This is a genomic window from Synechocystis sp. PCC 7509, from assembly GCF_000332075.2.
Classification (GTDB): domain Bacteria; phylum Cyanobacteriota; class Cyanobacteriia; order Cyanobacteriales; family Chroococcidiopsidaceae; genus Aliterella.
Genome location: NZ_ALVU02000001.1, coordinates 2,668,098 through 2,686,719 on the forward strand (window position 1 = coordinate 2,668,098; position 18,622 = coordinate 2,686,719).

At 39.5% G+C, this 18,622-nt stretch carries 18 protein-coding genes; 8 read left to right on the top strand and 10 right to left on the bottom strand.

Translation table 11 applies throughout. The features are described from left to right. The first annotated feature begins 59 nt into the window (after nucleotides 1-59). Nucleotides 60-1,457: a DEAD/DEAH box helicase gene (locus SYN7509_RS0213335; RefSeq protein WP_009631343.1), complete on the top strand. Its 1,398-nt coding sequence runs from the start codon at nucleotides 60-62 to the stop codon at nucleotides 1,455-1,457. 38 nt (nucleotides 1,458-1,495) lie between these two features. Here SYN7509_RS0213335 and SYN7509_RS0213340 read toward each other — a convergent pair whose 3' ends face one another. Further along, nucleotides 1,496-2,455, bottom strand: coding sequence for an aldo/keto reductase (locus SYN7509_RS0213340; RefSeq protein WP_009631344.1), 960 nt, complete (start codon nucleotides 2,453-2,455; stop codon nucleotides 1,496-1,498). A gap of 160 nt (nucleotides 2,456-2,615) precedes the next feature. Here SYN7509_RS0213340 and SYN7509_RS0213345 point away from each other — a divergent pair, with 160 nt between their 5' ends. After that, complete coding sequence (locus SYN7509_RS0213345; RefSeq protein ID WP_009631345.1) at nucleotides 2,616-2,945, top strand: helix-turn-helix domain-containing protein; 330 nt, start codon at nucleotides 2,616-2,618, stop codon at nucleotides 2,943-2,945. Between the two features lie 179 nt (nucleotides 2,946-3,124). Further along, nucleotides 3,125-5,656, top strand: coding sequence for a sigma 54-interacting transcriptional regulator (locus SYN7509_RS0213350; protein ID WP_009631346.1), 2,532 nt, complete (start codon nucleotides 3,125-3,127; stop codon nucleotides 5,654-5,656). Nucleotides 5,657-5,757: 101 nt separating this feature from the next. Here SYN7509_RS0213350 and SYN7509_RS0213355 read toward each other — a convergent pair whose 3' ends face one another. The 7 genes from SYN7509_RS0213355 to SYN7509_RS0213390 form a co-directional block, all read right to left on the bottom strand. Beyond that, entirely contained in the window at nucleotides 5,758-6,048 is a 291-nt protein-coding gene (locus SYN7509_RS0213355) for a hypothetical protein (protein ID WP_009631347.1), read from the bottom strand. Nucleotides 6,049-6,081: 33 nt separating this feature from the next. Then, the gene (locus SYN7509_RS0213360) at nucleotides 6,082-7,224 is read right to left on the bottom strand and encodes a hypothetical protein (RefSeq protein ID WP_009631348.1); all 1,143 of its coding nucleotides are present in this window, start codon (nucleotides 7,222-7,224) and stop codon (nucleotides 6,082-6,084) included. Between the two features lie 100 nt (nucleotides 7,225-7,324). Beyond that, nucleotides 7,325-8,281 carry a hypothetical protein gene (locus SYN7509_RS25905; protein WP_009631349.1) on the bottom strand — a complete coding sequence of 319 codons (957 nt, stop codon included), beginning with the start codon at nucleotides 8,279-8,281 and terminating at the stop codon, nucleotides 7,325-7,327. A gap of 6 nt (nucleotides 8,282-8,287) precedes the next feature. Continuing rightward, nucleotides 8,288-9,481: a 3D domain-containing protein gene (locus SYN7509_RS27670; RefSeq protein ID WP_009631350.1), complete on the bottom strand. Its 1,194-nt coding sequence runs from the start codon at nucleotides 9,479-9,481 to the stop codon at nucleotides 8,288-8,290. After that, entirely contained in the window at nucleotides 9,456-10,514 is a 1,059-nt protein-coding gene (locus tag SYN7509_RS27675; protein ID WP_009631351.1) for a hypothetical protein, read from the bottom strand. Before SYN7509_RS27675 ends, SYN7509_RS27670 begins: the two co-directional genes overlap by 26 nt. A gap of 97 nt (nucleotides 10,515-10,611) precedes the next feature. Continuing rightward, the gene (locus SYN7509_RS0213385; RefSeq protein ID WP_038020943.1) at nucleotides 10,612-10,845 is read right to left on the bottom strand and encodes a hypothetical protein; all 234 of its coding nucleotides are present in this window, start codon (nucleotides 10,843-10,845) and stop codon (nucleotides 10,612-10,614) included. 155 nt (nucleotides 10,846-11,000) lie between these two features. Next, complete coding sequence (locus SYN7509_RS0213390) at nucleotides 11,001-12,368, bottom strand: S8 family peptidase (RefSeq protein ID WP_009631353.1); 1,368 nt, start codon at nucleotides 12,366-12,368, stop codon at nucleotides 11,001-11,003. A gap of 505 nt (nucleotides 12,369-12,873) precedes the next feature. Between SYN7509_RS0213390 and SYN7509_RS0213395 the strand changes: the two genes are divergently transcribed. Further along, complete coding sequence (locus tag SYN7509_RS0213395; protein ID WP_009631354.1) at nucleotides 12,874-14,331, top strand: glycoside hydrolase family 13 protein; 1,458 nt, start codon at nucleotides 12,874-12,876, stop codon at nucleotides 14,329-14,331. Between the two features lie 116 nt (nucleotides 14,332-14,447). Here the strand turns inward: SYN7509_RS0213395 and SYN7509_RS0213400 are convergent, their stop codons facing one another. Continuing rightward, nucleotides 14,448-14,765 (bottom strand): hypothetical protein, encoded by a 318-nt coding sequence (locus SYN7509_RS0213400; protein WP_009631355.1) that lies wholly within the window; start codon nucleotides 14,763-14,765, stop codon nucleotides 14,448-14,450. A gap of 250 nt (nucleotides 14,766-15,015) precedes the next feature. After that, the gene (locus tag SYN7509_RS0213405; RefSeq protein ID WP_009631356.1) at nucleotides 15,016-15,432 is read right to left on the bottom strand and encodes a fasciclin domain-containing protein; all 417 of its coding nucleotides are present in this window, start codon (nucleotides 15,430-15,432) and stop codon (nucleotides 15,016-15,018) included. 151 nt (nucleotides 15,433-15,583) lie between these two features. On the opposite strand from SYN7509_RS0213405, the gene SYN7509_RS0213410 reads away from it, so the two are divergent. The 4 genes from SYN7509_RS0213410 to SYN7509_RS0213425 all read left to right on the top strand — a co-directional run bounded on the left by SYN7509_RS0213410 (nucleotide 15,584) and on the right by SYN7509_RS0213425 (nucleotide 18,619). Next, entirely contained in the window at nucleotides 15,584-15,820 is a 237-nt protein-coding gene (locus SYN7509_RS0213410; protein ID WP_009631357.1) for a DNA-directed RNA polymerase subunit omega, read from the top strand. Between the two features lie 22 nt (nucleotides 15,821-15,842). Next, nucleotides 15,843-16,421, top strand: a complete 579-nt coding sequence (locus SYN7509_RS0213415) for a hypothetical protein (RefSeq protein ID WP_009631358.1) — start codon at nucleotides 15,843-15,845, stop codon at nucleotides 16,419-16,421. Nucleotides 16,422-16,446: 25 nt separating this feature from the next. Continuing rightward, complete coding sequence (locus SYN7509_RS0213420) at nucleotides 16,447-17,082, top strand: acetoacetate decarboxylase family protein (RefSeq protein WP_009631359.1); 636 nt, start codon at nucleotides 16,447-16,449, stop codon at nucleotides 17,080-17,082. A gap of 157 nt (nucleotides 17,083-17,239) precedes the next feature. Beyond that, on the top strand, nucleotides 17,240-18,619 hold the full coding sequence (locus tag SYN7509_RS0213425) for a PP2C family protein-serine/threonine phosphatase (protein WP_009631360.1): 1,380 nt from the start codon (nucleotides 17,240-17,242) through the stop codon (nucleotides 18,617-18,619). The last annotated feature ends 3 nt before the right edge of the window (nucleotides 18,620-18,622 follow it).

An 18,622-nucleotide genomic window follows, 5' to 3' on the forward strand; every position in this document is an offset into this window, starting at 1 on the left:
ACATCCCGTAAGACCTCCATACAAATTTCATTATCTAAACGTAAACATTAGGAGAATAAATGACTCTTTCTTTTGAAAGCTTAGGACTTTCGGCATTTCGTGTTAGCCAATTAGAAAGCCTAGGATTCACCGAGCCTACTAACATCCAAGCGCAAGCAATTCCCGAAATTCTCAAGGGAAATGATGTAGTAGCAAAATCTCAAACCGGAACAGGCAAAACCGCCGCTTTTGCCTTGCCAATATTAGAGCAAATTGATAGCACTCAAAAAGGCGTGCAAGCTTTAATTTTGACTCCTACCCGCGAACTTGCGGTACAAGTTTGCACAGCTATTAGTAGCTTTGTAGGCAATCAAGACATCCGAGTAGCGCCAATTTATGGCGGACAATCTATTGACCGTCAAATGATGCAACTCAAGCGCGGCGTACAAATCGTTGTCGGGACACCAGGACGAGTAATTGACTTACTAGAGCGTGGAAACTTAAAGCTAGAGTCGATTAAATGGTTTGTGTTGGATGAAGCCGACGAAATGTTGAGCATGGGCTTTATTGATGATGTCGAAAAAATCCTCAAGTCAGCCCCAGACAGTCGCCAAACTGCGTTATTCTCGGCAACAATGCCTGTAACTATTCGCCACTTAGTTGCTAGATTTTTGAAATCTCCTGTAACTATTACAGTAGAGCAACCTAAAGCCGCACCTACAAAAATTAATCAAGTAGCTTACTTAGTACCTCGTAATTGGACGAAAGCTAGAGCTTTACAGGCAATTTTGGAACTAGAAGATCCAGAATCAGCGCTAATTTTTGTCCGCACCCGACGCACGGCGGCGGAATTGACTAATCAATTACAAAATGCTGGTCATAGCGCGGATGAGTATCATGGAGACTTGACGCAACAAGCTAGAGAGCGGCTACTAAGTCGTTTCCGCAACAAGCAAGTACGATGGGTAATTGCGACAGATATTGCGGCTAGAGGCTTGGATGTAGATCAGTTGAGCCATGTAATTAACTACGATTTACCTGACAGCGTAGAAACTTACGTTCACCGGATTGGACGTACTGGGAGAGCCGGAAATGAAGGAACGGCAATTTCTGTAGTGCAGCCTTTTGAGCGTCGCAAACAGCAGCAAATTGAGCGCCACGTCCGCCAAAATTGGAGAATTAACCCAATTCCTACTAGAGCGCAAATTGAATCTCGCCAAATCGAGAAGCTACAGGTACAAGTTAAAGAAGCGTTATCGGGCGAGAGATTGGCATCATTTTTACCAATTATCCGTGAATTGAGCGAAGAATACGATGCTCATGCGATCGCGGCGGCGGCTTTACAAATGGCTTATGACAAAACTCGTCCTACTTGGATGCAGTCAGAAGCCGGAAGTGTTGAAGAAGAAAGAGTTTCTTCACCTAAGCCAGTTTTACTTAAGCGTTCTCAGCAACCATCAGTATCTAAAAATGGCTAAAGGTTTGGGAAGAAATTAACTTTCTTCCCCAATCCCTGCTACTTGAGCCAAGGACGGCTAACTTGTTCTAGCTCGGCAATTTCATCAATATTTAGTTTCCAGCCCAACGAGCCAGCATTTTGCTGTACTTGCTGGGCTGTTTTTGCGCCGGAAATTGCGACTACATTACCTTGAGCAATTACCCAATTTAAGGCTACTTGGGCGGGAGTGCGATCGCGCAAGTCACCAATTTTTCTAAGTACCGCTACCACTGGTACAATTTTTTCTAATCCCGCCTTACTAAATTGGGGATCGAAAGCTCTAGCGCCGGTAGGTTTTTCGGAACTATCGGGGCGATATTTACCTGTTAATCTTCCTTGGGCTAAGGGGCTATAAGCCAGCAACGTAACGCCTAATTGTTTGGCTGTAGCAGTTATTCCACTACTTTCAATTTGTCTAGTTAGCAGCGAGTAACGAACTTGGTTTACTGCTAAAGGTATGCCGCGACGAGCTAAAATTTGGTGTGCTTCTTGCATTTGCTGGGCGGAATAATTACTTACACCGACAGCGCCAATTCTACCGCGCTGAACTTCATCAGCTAAGGCATTCATGAGGGTTTCTTGGCTCATCAAAAAGCTAAAGGGCCAATGTACTTGATACAAGGCTACTTGCTCTACTTGGAGGCGTTTTAGGCTGTCTGCGATCGCATCTGAGACAGATTGAGCGGTAAATCGCCAAGGTAAAGGGCCAAATTTAGTTGCAATTATAGCCGGGCGATCGCTCTGCTGCATGAATTGCCCTAAAAGTTCCTCCGACAGCCCTAAACCGTAAATTTCCGCCGTGTCAAAGAAAGTTGTACCAGCTTCTAAGGCAGCATTAAAGGCTTCTTTTAGCTGTTTTTCGTTGTAATCGCTGCCATAGCTCCAAAATAGCTTATCTCCCCATGCCCACGTACCAATACATAATGGTGGTACGGTTATGCTACTTTGCCCTAATGTAATTGTTTCCAAAGTTATCACCTTTACATTTGTTTACATTTCTCTAGTGTAACTTTGTAGTTAAGGGCGAGGGAGAGGTAAATAAAGCTGAAGATAATTTAGCTGATGCGATCGCAGAATATTTAAAAAACAGAAAATAGGTACATTACATCAAGATTGCAAAATCTAAAGGCAGATAAAAATGACCAATGAAATTAAAATGCAATCAAGTAGTGGTAATATTTTTGCCGATATGGGGCTGCAAAATCCTGAAGAATTGTTAATCAAAGCGGAACTCGTTCGGCAAATTAGCAAAATAATTAATACGCGCAAAATGACCCAAACAGAAGCAGCACAAATACTAGAAATCGATCAACCAAAAGTCTCGGCTCTTGTAAATGGCAAGCTTTCAGGATTCTCAACAGAACGTCTGTTTGCATTTTTAAACGCCCTTGGCAACGACGTAGAGATTCGTGTAACTACTAAGTCTAGTTCTAATTCTCAAGCTCAAACAAGAGTTGTAACGATCTAGTTTTAATCAGCTTTAAGATAATTATTAAAAATTCAAAAGCTTGGGCAGAAAGGAGTTAGAGGTGCGTTTAACTAAGAAAATAGTAATTTTGACAACTACCAAGCTGCTCAAAATTCTAGCAACATAATAAAAAGCCTAAAATTAGTACAAACTGAATAGCTAGACGAGAGAAAAAAAGTATGACAGCTCTAGATTCATTGGTATGGCTACAAGAACGTACAGCTTTAGGCATTCTCTCGCCAACGTTACTAGAAGCGATTTCCGCCGTTATTGAAGAACAAACTATTCCCGCAAATACGCGCCTGATTGCAGAAGATACTAATCCTGTTGCATTATATATTCTCATTCAAGGACAGCTAGAAAGCGATCGCATTAACAAAACAAATCCCACTGCGCCCTATGGTTTTTTGCCGGGAGCAGTAATTAACCTACAAGAACTACTTTTAGAGCAACTAGCACCGCAGACTGTAACTGCTTTAAGCGAATGTCATTTATGGGCTATACCCGCCGCCACCTTTGGGCAATTAGTCGCTCAGTATCCAGAAATTTCTCAAGCTTTTTCCCGCCAACTTGCTCAAGAATTAGCTCAATTAACTACAGCTTTTACTTACGAACAAGAGCGCACCGTTGCTTTACGCCCTTATGTTGTAACCAAGGCGCAACGGGGAATTGTGGGGACAAGTCGCTACGCGGTGCGTTTGCGTCAAGAAATTAGAATTGCGGCAGGCGATCGCAAATCAGTATTAATATTTGGAGAACCAGGCTTAGAAAAAGATAACATCGCCGCCCTAATTCATTTTGGTTCACCCCAACGACGAGAACCAATTATTAAAGTAAATTGCGGTATTTTACAAACTAGCGGCGCAGACTTGTTTGGACGCGCTAACGGTAAGCCGGGATTGCTGGAATGGCTGGGAAATGGCACTTTAATTCTTAATAATATTCAAGAATTACCTCGCGAATTAGTCCCAATCTTAGCTCAGTTGCTAAGAACTAACACTTATACCCCCGTTAGTCGTAATGATGAAACTGTTGAAGCGCAGACTTCTAAAGCCCGTATTTTGATTGTTTCAGAAACCACTCAGCCAACAATTGAACGCTGTATTGGTCACAATATCAAAGTTCCACCTTTGCGGGTGCGAAAAACTGATATTAAAGCTCAGGTAGATTACTATATCAGCCTTTACTGTCAAGCTAGAAGCTTGCCTAAACCTAAAGTTGTTCCCGAAGCTATCCGAAGATTGCAGGCTTACGACTTTCCGGGAAACTTGAAAGAGTTGAAAAGCTTGGTAGAAAGGGCAATTGTTCAAGCTGGAGGCGCACCAGTATTAACCGAAGAAATATTTTGGGCGGCGGAAACAAAGAAAAAGCGTTTTCGAGTCAATTTGTTGAATCTGTACCCCCAATTGCGGCGGTTTCTGCGTAGCGATTGGTGGCCCGACAAGATTAATTATGGTTTTACTTTAACTGTCTTTGCGATCGTTGTGGGAATGTTGTTTATTGGCCCGCAACATCGTAGCGAAAATGTAGCCCTAAATCTATTTTGGGCTTGGTGGTGGCCGTTAATACTACTCGGATTTCCCTTTGTCGGGCGGTTGTGGTGTTCTATTTGTCCCTTTATGATTTACGGAGAAGTTACGCAAAAGCTCTCTTTGTGGCTTGTCCCCAGACAATTAAAACGCTGGCCCAGAGAACAAGCAGAAAAGTGGGGAGGTTGGTTTTTATTTGGTTTATTCGTCCTAATTTTCTTGTGGGAAGAACTCTGGAATTTAGAAGATACGGCTTATTTATCAGCTTGTTTGCTACTACTCATCACCGCCGGAGCAATGATTTTTTCTGCCATTTTTGAACGTAGGTTTTGGTGTCGCTATCTTTGTCCGATTGGGGGAATGAATGGCTTATTCGCCAAGCTATCAATGACGGAATTACGGGCGCAGCAAGGTACTTGTTCGGCGGAATGCACTACTTATCAATGCTACAAAGGCGGCCCGCAAAAAGGTGAAGGAATGGAAACTAATGGGTGTCCTTTATATTCGCATCCCGCCCAACTAGAAGATAATAAAGATTGCGTACTCTGCATGACTTGTCTAAAAGCTTGTCCCCACCGCTCGGTAGAATTTAACTTGCGTCCCCCAGGGATTGAATTATGGACAACTCACACACCTCATTTCTACGAAGTTGCTCTATTATTTCTGCTATTAAGTGGTGTATTTCTGCATCGCTTACCGGAAATTCAAGCAATGGGTTTAGAAAGTATAGATATAAAGCCGTTTCTCCCTCATTTGGTCGCATCTATCTTAGCGTTAACAATTCCGGTAATTATTCCTATAGCTGCTTACGGTTTGATTTTATTAGTTTACAAACTCCAAAATACTAAACCGCGCAGTTTTGTAGAGTTAGCCTATGGTTACTTACCTTTGGTACTGGGAGCAAATTTAGCTCACTATCTACGTTTGGGATTAGGGGAAGCTGGGCGAATAATACCAGTAACTTTAGCAACTTTTGGTTATAGCAATTCTACAATGCCCGTTTTAGTCGCGCATCCAGCCGTTACAGCATTTTTGCAAGGCGTGACGCTGATTGGTTCAGTTTTATTGACAATCCTCTTAACTCAAAAAATTGCTCGTCAACCATTGCGATCGCTCTTTCCCCAACATCTTGCTACTATTTTTTTAGGTGTTAGCTTGTGGATAATTATTGTTGGTAGGTAGGATATGCGATCGCACTTTTGACTTACTCTTGAATACTGAAGTACAGGCATGGCTTGAATGATAACTATTTTTGAGCGCAACCTTTCGTTGTTGAAAATAAGTTATAGTGCGATTAAAATTCCGAATAAACGAGCGATCGCAGTAATTAAAGTTTGAGTTTGTGCCGCCTGCTGAATTTCTTGACGAATTTTTTCCATCTCCTGAACATCTTCGTCAGTACAAATAACCTCATCTTCAAGCAGTTTAAGACGTGCCATTGAGTAAGCACTGAAGGCTTTATCGCGCGGCTGTCTTAATTCTTGTTTTCCATTAATATCAGCTTGTCTATACTTAACACCAATGATAAAAACAGCTTTAGTAGCTTCGTCTAAAAAGATGTCATTGTTATCCATGATTTAGATACTCTTTAGTTAATCTTGGTCGATTTATGGAACTAGCTCTTGTTTTCTTGTCTGGTGCTGCGGCGAAATATAATAATGATTTGATGCCTCAACACCTAAATTTTTATTAACAACTATTCCTCTACTCAGCAACCTTAACTCGTTGGCTACAAGAATGCGATCGTTAATCTGCAACCAGCTACTACTTTGAACCCTTCTATTAGCACTGGGTTGAGAATCTAAAACTGGTGGATTGCGATTTGCTACTGCATTATTAACTTCTGCAAGTGCCGTATCAGCAGCTTTACTCCAGATTGGGTCGTTTTTAATCTCAGCGAAAACATTTGTAGCTCTCGTTTTGAGTGCAGCATAATCCTGTCCAGTAATAGCAGCAGTAGTATCTAAAACTCTGGCAATAATTGAATTGAGATCGTCAAGATTTATCTTGTTATAACGTTCAATCAGTTGTGTAAGCTCTTTGCCGAGAATGGCTGCTTTCAAGCACTGGGCTAATGTAGTTTCGCGTAGCTTTTGTTCATCTACGGCAATTTGCTGCCATTGGTCGTAAAGTTCGCCTGCCTTATCTTTTAATAGTTGTAGGTTCTCATCAGGTTCGCCCTCATTTCTTTTTTGTTGATATTGCTTGCGTAGCGTGTCTATATCAGCAATGACAACGATTCTGTCTTGGAGTAGTATCGGTGGATGTTTATCAATAACAGTTGCAAAAGCTGCCATTTGCAACGTTAAGATTCTGGCGTGTTCGGCTGATTTTTTCACTGCGTCAGTAGCAAGAAGACTACCATTTTCTACTTCATCATAAATCGCTGCCAAAGTTGTATACTGAGTGTTCATTTTATTAATGAACGCTTGCCATGCTACTTGTGCTTGTGGATCTATCTGAGGTTTATCTGGATCGATTAAAAAGTCTAAGTCTTGAGGCAAAAAGATTTCTTTCTTAGATGTCAAAATATTATCAATTGCATTATTTCGTAGCTCTGTTTGAGACAGAGGTGGTGATGCTATTTCCCTCTGGTGCATTTGTTCAATTGCTTGGATAGCCGCGAGAGATTCAACTTTAAATTGGATAGCGGCTAAACGTAAGGCTCTTGCTTTTTCTGGAGTGCAGCCGCTAATAAAAATGCTTGCTATAAGGAAGATAAAAGTTAGTTGTGGGCGTAAATATTTCATGCAATTAAGACATTATTGGAGATGGTTAAAAATTTTAGACTTCTGATTTAAACTATACTGTAATTTAGAGAATAGTTAAACAAGATAGGTCAGTTATTAGCTAAAGTTTTAATAAATTATTTTGAGTTAAATTCTGATTGCTACAATACTTTTCTGTTGGCGTTATTGAGTCTATTTCAACCTCTACTTGCTTCTTTTGATTAGTTTTTTTAATTACGAACTCACTTGCTCCAATATGTGGTTTTTGAGAGTTACCCCAGTCATAGGTATAACCCAAACCTGTCCAAGGATAACTCCGATCACGATTGCTACGATCTATTAATCCAGGATAATTTTTTAGAGTATTTGTAGGTAACACACTACAACTAAAGTCATGTATTTCTTCATCTACACAAGGTCTAAATAAATCATCTTCTTTTACCCACATTTCAACAAAGTGTGTTTTGACATTTTCTAATCTTAAGCCCAAATATTGTTGCAAACGCAGAGGCAGCATGATGTAGCCAGGAATATCAACGGCTAGACCTTTACAGCTATGACAAAACTCTTGTACTTGAGGCACTGCTGTTACCCAAACATAATTGCTGAAAGAGTATTTCTTTCCCTTTTGATTACTAAGTTCAGATACTTTGTTTTTATCTACATATAGCCATGTAACCATGAGAAATTCTATTTTTCCATCCTTAATTCTCGTTTTTCTAATTTTACTTTGTTGGTTTGTTGACAATGCCCATAAATTACTCGATATTTCATCAGTGGTTGGGTTTTCAGCGTCTTTAATAGCTCGATCTAGCAACTTTTTAAGTTCTTGTCTAAGTTTGGGATCATTTTTTTCTAGATAAGCATCAACCTCCACCGGAAACTCTAAGTTACTTGTTTGAGAACTTTGTTTGCTCTGAATTTGACTCTCCGCAACTATCACGCTTGCAAAAAATCCCCCAATCAACAATGTTACTAATTTTAAAGATGACTTAACCTTTGATTTTTTATTAGTAAAACATTCATTATCAATTTTTATTATTTTAAAGATTTTTTCAGCAAGATTCAGCTTGACCATTGTTATTTACTGATGTAGGACTTTTAGAGCCTGTGAAATTTGTGATTTTTCAATCAGAAAAGCAGTAAATGTACCAGTTGCTTTACTTTTAATAAAAGCAAACGGGTTTTGTTGAGAAATTCCAATAAAAACGTCGATGTGATTATTTTTAATGGCTCCTCCTACATCACCAGCAAAAAAGTAACCATCATGTACTACTTTCTCACCCGAAGGTAAAGTTACTTGTTTTCCTCTTGCCTCAGGAATATAAATAATAGAACCGATAGGAAATACTGTTCTATCAACAGCAATAGTTCGGTAAGGTACGAGAATCAATCCGTCAGTTCCTTCACCATAAGCTCCTTTAGAAAGCTTAAATCGCGATCTATTAGTACCTTGAATTACTGCTGAAGATAAGCTACTAAAAAATGGAGCGCAATCAACTTGCGCTGTGGAACCTCTACCTGCAAAATTGTATGTTTTTGGTACGTTACTATTATCTAAAACCTGAATTGTTCCCTCTACTGCTGCATCACACCAATCGCGCTTAGAAAGTATTGCTCCTAAACGATTACCTGATATATCTAATAGAGGAATGCCACCAGGTGTCTCTTTAACTCTAGGTGCGTTGTAATGTGTTGACCAAAGGATGAGAGTTTTAACACGCTCTGCATTTGTGGGTTCAGGAAAGTTAAAGGTAGCGTTTGCTGCTGAGGAGGGTAAAATGTTTCTGCTAAAACGCATAGTTTTACAGATAACACCTCCTCCAGCGTTCCGACATTTTTCGACGTTCGCCTCTATAAAAGGTCCATAAACATTTGCATTATCGACGCACTCACCAATACCAGAATCAAGTTTTGCACCAGGAGGACAGGTACTTGTTCCCCGTAGTCTCCGAGCAAAGTTAACTTCCCATCGCGTTCCTTCACAGGGAGAACCGCCTCCAAATTGTTTGCACTTGGCTATCATTTCATTTGTAAATGGTCCTAGTGCTTCTGTTTCGCTAACGCAAAGACGATGAGCTTTGTCGTATTCAAATTCACTTGGGCAAAAACGGTTTTCAGTAGCTTGGGCAAAAATAGTTTTTTGGTTGGCTGTATTAGCAATAGAAGTGTTGGGTGAAATATTAATTAATGAAGCTGAAATAACTATGGGAAAAAAATTTTTAATCATTTTATTTAAGTTATTATGCTTTTTATTTAGAAGAATCTGACGTTTCATTAGAAGCTGTGGGCTTTTTGCCTGCGTAACGAACGTTGATAAACTTGTTAAGTAAATCGAACCAGAAGGATGCACCCATAGAAATAGCAAGACCAGTCAACAACAAACCAATAATTTTCTTGAAAACAATTTGAGGCTCTTTATTGAATTGTGGGAAAGAATTCCAACCAATAGGTAAAGAAAGCTTTGAAAGCTCATTTTTATTAACTTTACTATTAATACAATCTAAGTAATTATCAGGCTTTTCCTTTTCACAGATTTGAACTGTCTGATTCGCATACTGGCTTATTCCAGCACTTAAAACAGCATCTTTCGACAACATACTAAAAATACGTAGTGTGTCAGCATTAGCGCCAGCAGCAATCAAGCAACCAAGGACAATAGCAAATCCTTTTGCATTACGCTTGTATACACCTGAAGCACGTTCCATTGATTGGTCAAACCAGGTTTCAATTTCACGCTCGAATTGGTAAATTTGTTCATCTATATTTTGAGTTTTTCTTTGCGCTCGTTTTGCAAAGATAGTTAGATTTTTTTTTAAGTTGATAGATAAATCTGAGAGTTTAATTTTTTCTACAATCTCAACTATATCTTTCTTGAACTGGTCATTTTTTCTAAATTCTTGTAGCACTTTATCAAGTTCTAATTCTTCTAATAAAGCAGATGTAAATGTCTCTGAAGGAATATATGACGGTCCACTTTTAGAACTGCGGATAAACATTCTTAATGTTGTTTGATTCAGAGATTGGATTAGAGAATTTTGATAGAGTTTATTAGCAAGTGTTATTGCATTTTTAACATCAGCTTCCTTAGTTTTAGTTTCGATAGTAGGAAGTTGACCTAATTCTTCTGGATTAGTAGGTTGTTTTTGAACTACACCACCCAAAAGAATCTCGATCGCTTCTTTTAAGTTTTTAGCTCTCCACTGTAAAAACGCAGCAATTATTTCCTGAATTTCTGATGCTAGTAAGCTGAGAATTAAGTAGATAAAAATTAAAGCGATCGCAATATCTAAAATAGCAGGTAAATCCATTATTATTTTTTGTGTGATAATTGAGCAAATTAAGGAAAATATATAATTTTGTGTTTCATTTGTTCCACATAATTCAGTGTTTTTATGGTTTTAGCTATCACTGAATATCTATTTCTGGAATTTGAAACTCAGTGGCTAATTCGACATGAGCAACGCCATTAATTTGCTCGAGCGTTGTAACTTTTGTGGAATCAACAGAACCTGTAATAACTCCTACTGTGGGCATGAAATTATCAACATTCATACCTGCATTCGTTAACTTTTCAACTATTTCTAAAATTTGGCTTAAGTGTTCATCGTTAACTGAAATTATTATCTGTATATCGGGCATAATTTTCTTACTAATTTGGGAGATGTACAAAAGATAACCCTAGAAAAGCAAGAAATTGTAAGATTGTTCATAAGTCAATTAGATTATGCAAAATCTGCCATTACTGCTATTTTAGGGCTACCTTAATAAATACAAGAGAGCGCAACTAACAAAATTTAAGGTGCTTGGACAAGTCCAGTACCAACATCTGTAGAAGGAAGTGGTAATCGGCGAGCAGTTCTTTGCAGCAAACTAAACAAACCATCCGCAGTGATTGTAGGATTTGCCTGAGCATATAAAGCGGCTATACCAGCTACATGAGGTGTTGCCATACTTGTACCGTTAAGTCTGTCATAGCCTGGAGGATTACCTCTAGGTACTGGGTAACTAGAATAAATATCAACCCCTGGACCAACAATGTCTACTTGTCCTCCACTAGAATTAACACCAGAATCAGAGAAGCCAGCAATTTGATCTCGCTCATCTATTGCACCTACTGCCATAATTGATGGACAGTTCGCTGGTGAACCAACTGGGTTAAGAACACCAGAAGCACGGTTACTACTGTTACCTGCTGCGGCGATAATCAGAGAACCCTTGTTCATAGCTCTTTTCGCAATATTTTCATAAATTGGCGAGAATGGCTGACCAGGACTTACAGGTCCTCCAAGAGACATTGAAATAACTTTGCAACCATTAGTAATAGCCCATTCTATACCTTGTACTATGGAACCTTGACCCAAAGATCGTCCTTGGTCACTCAATACTTTGCCAATATAGATTTCTGCTTCATAAGCTATGCCATATCGTGGCGCAATACCTGGATTTAATGGACCACACGCAGTCCCCGTACAGTGAGTTCCATGACCATTTCCATCTTGTACGGGTAATAAAGGATCGCTAGTTTTTACTTTGATAAATGACTTGCTAGTGATTGTTCGGGTCTTAAAATCTGGATGATTGAAGTCAAAACCTGTATCGAGAATAGCAACTTTAATTCCGCGACCACTAAATCTAGAACTAACCACTTTAGTAGCCTGTAGTCCCCACGTATATGGAGTAGGTACTGCGGATGCGTCTGGTTGTTTAGAATCTTTATGAGGAAAAACTAAATTATCTACAAGGTTGCCAATAGCATCGCGGTATCCACGCAAATACTCTATTGAAATCTCACTTTTCGTACCACCCATTTGCGGAGTTATGTCTTGAGAACTAGACTTTCCAAAAGCATAAAATACTTGCTCTGGTTCAACCAGTAAAATGGGTTCATTTGGATTGTCAACGGCACTACTAACCCTTTGTACTTGCTCTGGTTCCAATTCCGCAATTGCCACACCCAACTCGCTGAGAACTAATATTGCTTCATCTTTTCGACTGACATCAACTGCACCATCCGTAGAATCGGCTGTTCTAGCAATGTTACTATTACCTGTGATATCTCTAAGAACTCTAATGCCACCTTCAATATCATCTTGAGGAAGCAATATTAAATAACTGCCTGTTGTTTCCATTGGATATAGCTGCTGATTAACACCGTTACTCATTGTTTAACCTTGTATAAATTAGTAAAACCAGACACTTAGTTTTGGAAAATTATTATTTAGAAAAAATTACTGTTACAGTTTTAATTTATAAGCTTAAATACGTAAAAATACTATAAATTAATGTATTTTTTTTTTACAAAACGCTTACAAATTTTTTTATGATTATGCAAGTTGCTTTAGCCTAGTATTTACTAATACTATGATTAGTTGCTATTACTTAGATGCGGTAGGCAACTCAACAAGATAGGACAGTTAGCAGGTGTATTAAAAAATGTAAAATACATAAACACTAAATTTTATAGCTCTAGGCGATCGCCCTCTAAACTTCCAACAAGCGATCGCACCTGTACAAAAAAAGTTATTTAAAACACATTTTCCCAAAGTCCAGCAAGTTTATTCACCAATTCCTGACTCAACCCTTCTAAACTCACCACATTCAACCCCAGGTTAGAACTATAAAACTGTAAATATCTGTAACTTATCTGTGAAGCATTAAAAAGTAATCATGCAGATTCAAACCCCAGATTGGGTAAAACACGCAGTTTTCTATCAAATATTCCCCGATCGCTTTGCCAAAAGTAAAGAACCCCACAAGCGAGTTTTAACAACTGTATCTTGGGAAGAATGGGACGAAATGCCTACCCTCCAAGGCTATAAAGGTGGTGACTTATGGGGAGTTGTAGAGCAATTAGATTATTTGCAAAGTTTGGGCATTAATGCAATTTACTTCACGCCAATTTTTCAATCTGCCAGCAATCACCGCTACCATACCCATGATTATTATCAAATCGATCCGATGTTGGGCGGAAACGAGGCTTTTAAAGATTTGCTTGTCGCTTGTCACGATCGCAATATTAAAGTTGTCTTAGATGGAGTATTCAACCACTCTAGTCGCGGCTTCTTCTTTTTCCACGATGTTTTAGAGAATGGCCCTTATTCCCCTTGGGTAGACTGGTTCAAAATTCACGGTTGGCCCTTGTCTCCCTATAATGGCGAATTTCCCGCTAATTATGAAGGTTGGGCAGATAATCGGGCGCTACCTGTATTCAACCACGATAACCCCGAAGTGCGCGAATACATTATGGAAATTGCCGAATATTGGATAAAGTTAGGTATCGACGGCTGGCGTTTGGATGTACCTTTTGAAGTCAAATCCCCCGGTTTTTGGCAAGAATTTAGAGATCGCGTTAAAGCTATTAATCCCGAAGCTTATATTGTGGGAGAAGTTTGGGAAGACTCTAGCGAGTGGCTAGACGGCACGCAATTTGATGGAGTAATGAATTACCTATTTGCGGCACCTACCATCGCATTTGCGGCGGGCGATCGCGTGGATATGACTCAAGTACAAGACCGCTCCTATCATCCCTACCCCCCCTTATTTGCTGCTGAGTATGGTGATAAAATTGAATACCTTTTACAGCTTTACCCCTGGGAAATTCAGCTAACTCAACTGAATTTATTAGCTAGTCACGATACGGCTAGACTAATTTCTATTGCGGGAGGCGATCGCTCTAGTGTAGAGTTATCCACTCTACTATTACTAACTTTTCCTGGCGCTCCTAGCATTTACTACGGCGATGAAGTTGGTTTACCTGGGCGTTTAGATCCCGATTCTCGGCGCGGTTTTCCTTTAGAAGCTCATTGGGAAAACGATGTCTTAGACTATCACCGTCAGCTAATTTCTATCCGTCATAATTACCCAGCCTTGCGTACAGGTAGTTACAAAGTCCTCTATGCTCAAGGTGCTTTGTATGTATTTGCCCGAATTTTAGATGCGCAGGAATTAATTATTGCTGTTAATGCTGGCACGGCAGATGTTACCGCTAGTATCAAATTAGAAGGTTTAACTTCTCAACCGAGCAAGGTATTATATGGCATGGGAGAAGTAAGCTGGAGCGATAACGAAGATACTTTAAATATTAATATTCCGTCTCGTAGTGGTAGCATTTTCGCTGCTTCTTAAAACAAAACAAGAGGCATCTAATTACAGATGCCTCTTGTTTTAGTGTTTTTGCTGCTTAACAACTTTTTTTGCAAAGCTTGACAACGTTGTTGTTGCTTCAGTCAATGCCAGAAAAATTATGAGAGTGACTTACCAGCTTCAGTAAGCATTTTGCCTAACTCTTCCATTTGCTTGCCAGCGTCGCCACCAGTGCTTGTACCAGCACCGGAAGCTTGTCCACCTAATTTTGTCAACAATGCGCCGATTGAAGAACCAGAGGCGCTACCGCTTGTTAAAGCAGTTTTGAGTTCAGCTAGAGTTGCTGCAACTTCTGGTGCTGCATCTTTGAGTTGTGAATGCCAACTTTCAATATTTGCTACTGCTGCTTCTGCGGGAAGTGCTGTTAATCCACCTTTCAAAGCAGAGATTGTTGAACTGAGGTCTGCTGTTGCCATGATTATCTACTTTGAAATATTTTACTTGTTTACTATAACAAGATTTACAACTTTGTGGGGTTAAATTAGGTTAATTTGTGATTAAATATTTTTTAAATTCACTGCAATTCTAAAAGTAATTTACTTGCAAATAAAAATCATCCTTTTAGCAGATGTATTTATTCTAAAAATGTAAGTAAAGCAGAATAAAATCTTCTACTTTACTTGAGAACCAATAATAGAGCGATCGCGCAAGTTTTACTCTAAATACCTATTCAGCAGCTACCAATGCAGGTATCAACACGCCCTCAATAACATGAATTACGCCATTGTCAGCAATAATATCTGTTTGCAAAACCTTGATATCATTAACTTTAATACCGTTATTATTTTCAATGACAACAATAGAGCCTTCTACCGTGGCGGCTTCTTTAATTTGCTTTAAGTCTTCTTCTCTTACGTCTCCAAAGACTACGTGATAAGTGAGAATTCTTTTGAGCTTGGTAATGTCTTGAAGTAAATTATCTAACGTTTCTTTTGGTAACTTAGAAAATGCTTCATCTGTAGGAGCAAAAACTGTATAAGATCCTTCGCTTTTGAGAATCTCTACCAAATCGGCGCTTTCAATTGCTTTTACTAATGTCGTAAAGTTTCCAGCATTAACGGCGGTTTCGATAATATCAGCCATAAAAATAATTGGGTAAAAATCTATTAGTAATCTGAAAACCTCAGGAAAAACATCTATCAGTAGAGGGTTACTTGCAACGGACGCAATCAGGCGATCGCCTGATTTCTGTAGTCTGTTGTAGACTGGAATTGATCCCAACAAATACACTTTCATGCTTAAGCGTTCTAAATTCGAGACACCCCAAAGCGAAGTTATTCAACGAGCAGAGGAGCTAATTAGCGCCGCCTCCAATCGTTATAAAATTACTGTGCAAGTCGCCAATCGCGCCAAACGCCGCCGCTATGAAGACTTTGATACAATGGACGATCCGATGATGAAACCAGTATTGCGGGCAATTATTGAAATGTCCGACGAACTAAATCAGCCGGAAATTATTGGCGAATCTTAAGATACTTCTACAGGAAACAATTGTGAACAGGCAGAGGAATTCGCATTTTAAGCTACTTACTATCGCCTGCCTAGCAGGACTTATAGTATTGGGAACGCAACTAAATAATACTTCTAGCTTTGCTCAAAGTGCTAAACCTCAAGAACTTTGGCAGCAAGTTTATCAAAGGTTGCCAAATTTACCTTTAGAAAATAAGTATGTCAGCAAAGAAACGGGAAAAGTAGATGAAAATAGCACTCTAGTTACTCGCTTGCTGCAATATCACCTGTATGTTAAAGGACGCGCCCCCGGTTATCGGCTAGATTGGAAACTAACTTTAGCTGATTATTTAGGCGCTAACGAGCTAATTGACGAAGCCGCTTATCCAGGCAATGATACTTTCAATACTAATCCTCTAGAGAGCGATCGCACAGCAATTAGCAAACTCAATCGCCAAGATCGTCACCAGCTAGTTCAAACTCTAGTTAGCTTATTTAATCAAAATACGCGATCGCCAGCCAACAACACATCGCCAAATACAAATTCTTCTACTAATCCAGTTAATCAATCAAATTCGCCACCACCGCCGCGCCCTGGAGACGCAGATAGCTTAAAACTTTAGCAATTGAGGAGATAACACATCAATAATGAGCTACCCCCAGCCACCTTGGACATTAAAAGGCGATGCTTTTATTTCTCTACAGTTATTAGACATTGCGCGAGTCCGTCCTTTTATACCTACAAAATTAAATATTATTTCTGTACTACCTGGTAAAACTATCGGCGGAGTTTATTTGTCTAAGTACAATACTGGTTCAGTATTGGAATATAGCGAATTAATCATTATTGCTGGATTTTTGAGCTACAAAGGTAAGTTGGGCGGCTGGGTTTCCCATATTTATGTAGATAATCCTGATTCGGTAGCTGGTGGGCGAGAAATTTGGGGACTTCCAAAAGAATTAGCCGATTTTACTTGGATAGATAATAGCGTTACGGTAAGTCAAGCAAATCAAGTATTGTGCAAATTGGACTATAAGCGTCAAAGCTTTGGTTTACCTTTAAAACTTAGTGCTTCAGCTTTTAGTTGCAAAAGTAGCAATTTATTAATATTTCCAGCTTTTGTGGAATCAAAGTTGGGTTTAGTTAGTTCTAAATTAGATATTCCAACTACTAGCCCTTTTGCTAGTTTAAATATCGGTCAGCCTATATTAACAGTTCATAGCGATCGCCTAAATTTATTAGTTGATGCTCCAACCATAGTCGGACAAATGGATAATAGGTAATTGGTCGTAATTTCAATAAGCAATTCCCAATGCAGAGCGCGAAGTTGGACAGCCTACGCTATAATCTTTGACTTAGCACCGAGAAAGTCAATTTACCAGATCCTAAAATTGACATCTATACCTATTTCAAAACAGTCTAAATGGAATCCTAGCTTTTGTGCCTCAACCGTCCTCTGAACAACCTACTGACCGTAACAATGCTTCTACAGACATTAACCCAGTTTTGGCACTCAAAGAATTGGTGGCGCGTCTGCATCGAGAACAACATAAAATCCAAGACTTACTAAGCTCTTTAGGTTTTGCGCTCAGAAGCTTCAACAACCTTAACCAGTTTTTAGAGTTGATTCCGCTCATGGCAACGCGGGTAACAGATGCAGACGGTGGCGCACTAATATTATATAAAGCCAACGGCCAAGTAAAGTTAGAACAATTACATTGCCAAGATAGCAGCCAACAAAAAATAATTCGTAAAGCTTTAGAAACCGCCACAAGTGTAGTTACCGCCTCTTTGACAGCCGCCCAATTAGTACCCGCCACCGCCACGCTAGACGCTCAAGTTAGCAGCCAATTGGGGGGAGATATGCAGTTGTTTGGTACAACTATTTTAGTTAAACATACTGAAAGAGGTAGATTGTATGTTTTTAGTGCTAATCCTGACTACACTTGGACTGAAGACAGACAAAAGCTTGTGCGCCTAATTGCCGATCAAACTGCCGTAGCAATAGAAAATGGCGAGCTTACTGTAGAATTACGCAAAAAAGAACGTTTAGATCGAGAATTAGAGATTGGGGCAGAAATTCAATTACAACTACTACCCCGTCAATGTCCAACTATTCCTGGTGTAACCCTCGCTGCTTTATGTCAACCCGCCAATCGAGTTGGAGGAGATTATTACGATTTTATTCCCACCAATCACGACAGAAAAAACAGCTTGGCTTCCCAAGTTTCTCCGCGCTGGGCGTTAGTAATTGGGGATGTGATGGGAAAGGGCGTACCTGCGGGTTTAATTATGACTATGACGCGGGGAATGTTACGAGGAGAAGTGCTAAATGGTCATTCCCCAGCCCGGATTCTACAACACTTAAATCGGGTCATGTACGCTGACTTAGAAAATTCTCATCGGTTTGTAACCTTGTTTTGCTCAGAGTACGATCCCGATACACAGGTTTTGACTTATAGTAATGCGGCTCATAATCCACCGTTATTGTGGCAAGCTGCAACTAAAACTATTAAGCGTCTTGATACTTTGGGAATGCTAATCGGGCTTGATGCTCACAGTCAGTATGAAAATGCTCAAGTTCAACTACGGACTGGGGATACAATTATTTACTATACTGATGGATTTACTGATGCTGCTAGTCAAAATGGCGATCGCTTTGACGAAGAAAACTTGATTCGTGTTTTTGGGTGGGCTTGCAAGCATTCCCTAGAACCTCAATCAATTTTAGAATATTTATTTGATAAAGTTCGGCAATTTATCGGTACAGTTAGTCAAAATACTGATGATATGACTTTAGTTGTCATGCAAATTCAATAGAAA

What these genes read in the sequence shown, in the direction of transcription:
- SYN7509_RS0213335 (WP_009631343.1), top strand. Translation starts at nt 60, where the DNA reads ATGACTCTTTCTTTTGAAAGCTTAGGACTTTCGGCATTTCGTGTTAGC.
- SYN7509_RS0213345 (WP_009631345.1), top strand. Translation starts at nt 2,616, where the DNA reads ATGACCAATGAAATTAAAATGCAATCAAGTAGTGGTAATATTTTTGCC.
- SYN7509_RS0213350 (WP_009631346.1), top strand. Translation starts at nt 3,125, where the DNA reads ATGACAGCTCTAGATTCATTGGTATGGCTACAAGAACGTACAGCTTTA.
- SYN7509_RS0213355 (WP_009631347.1), bottom strand. Translation starts at nt 6,048, where the DNA reads ATGGATAACAATGACATCTTTTTAGACGAAGCTACTAAAGCTGTTTTT.
- SYN7509_RS0213360 (WP_009631348.1), bottom strand. Translation starts at nt 7,224, where the DNA reads ATGAAATATTTACGCCCACAACTAACTTTTATCTTCCTTATAGCAAGC.
- SYN7509_RS25905 (WP_009631349.1), bottom strand. Translation starts at nt 8,281, where the DNA reads ATGGTCAAGCTGAATCTTGCTGAAAAAATCTTTAAAATAATAAAAATT.
- SYN7509_RS27670 (WP_009631350.1), bottom strand. Translation starts at nt 9,481, where the DNA reads ATGAAACGTCAGATTCTTCTAAATAAAAAGCATAATAACTTAAATAAA.
- SYN7509_RS27675 (WP_009631351.1), bottom strand. Translation starts at nt 10,514, where the DNA reads ATGGATTTACCTGCTATTTTAGATATTGCGATCGCTTTAATTTTTATC.
- SYN7509_RS0213385 (WP_038020943.1), bottom strand. Translation starts at nt 10,845, where the DNA reads ATGCCCGATATACAGATAATAATTTCAGTTAACGATGAACACTTAAGC.
- SYN7509_RS0213390 (WP_009631353.1), bottom strand. Translation starts at nt 12,368, where the DNA reads ATGAGTAACGGTGTTAATCAGCAGCTATATCCAATGGAAACAACAGGC.
- SYN7509_RS0213395 (WP_009631354.1), top strand. Translation starts at nt 12,874, where the DNA reads ATGCAGATTCAAACCCCAGATTGGGTAAAACACGCAGTTTTCTATCAA.
- SYN7509_RS0213400 (WP_009631355.1), bottom strand. Translation starts at nt 14,765, where the DNA reads ATGGCAACAGCAGACCTCAGTTCAACAATCTCTGCTTTGAAAGGTGGA.
- SYN7509_RS0213405 (WP_009631356.1), bottom strand. Translation starts at nt 15,432, where the DNA reads ATGGCTGATATTATCGAAACCGCCGTTAATGCTGGAAACTTTACGACA.
- SYN7509_RS0213410 (WP_009631357.1), top strand. Translation starts at nt 15,584, where the DNA reads ATGCTTAAGCGTTCTAAATTCGAGACACCCCAAAGCGAAGTTATTCAA.
- SYN7509_RS0213420 (WP_009631359.1), top strand. Translation starts at nt 16,447, where the DNA reads ATGAGCTACCCCCAGCCACCTTGGACATTAAAAGGCGATGCTTTTATT.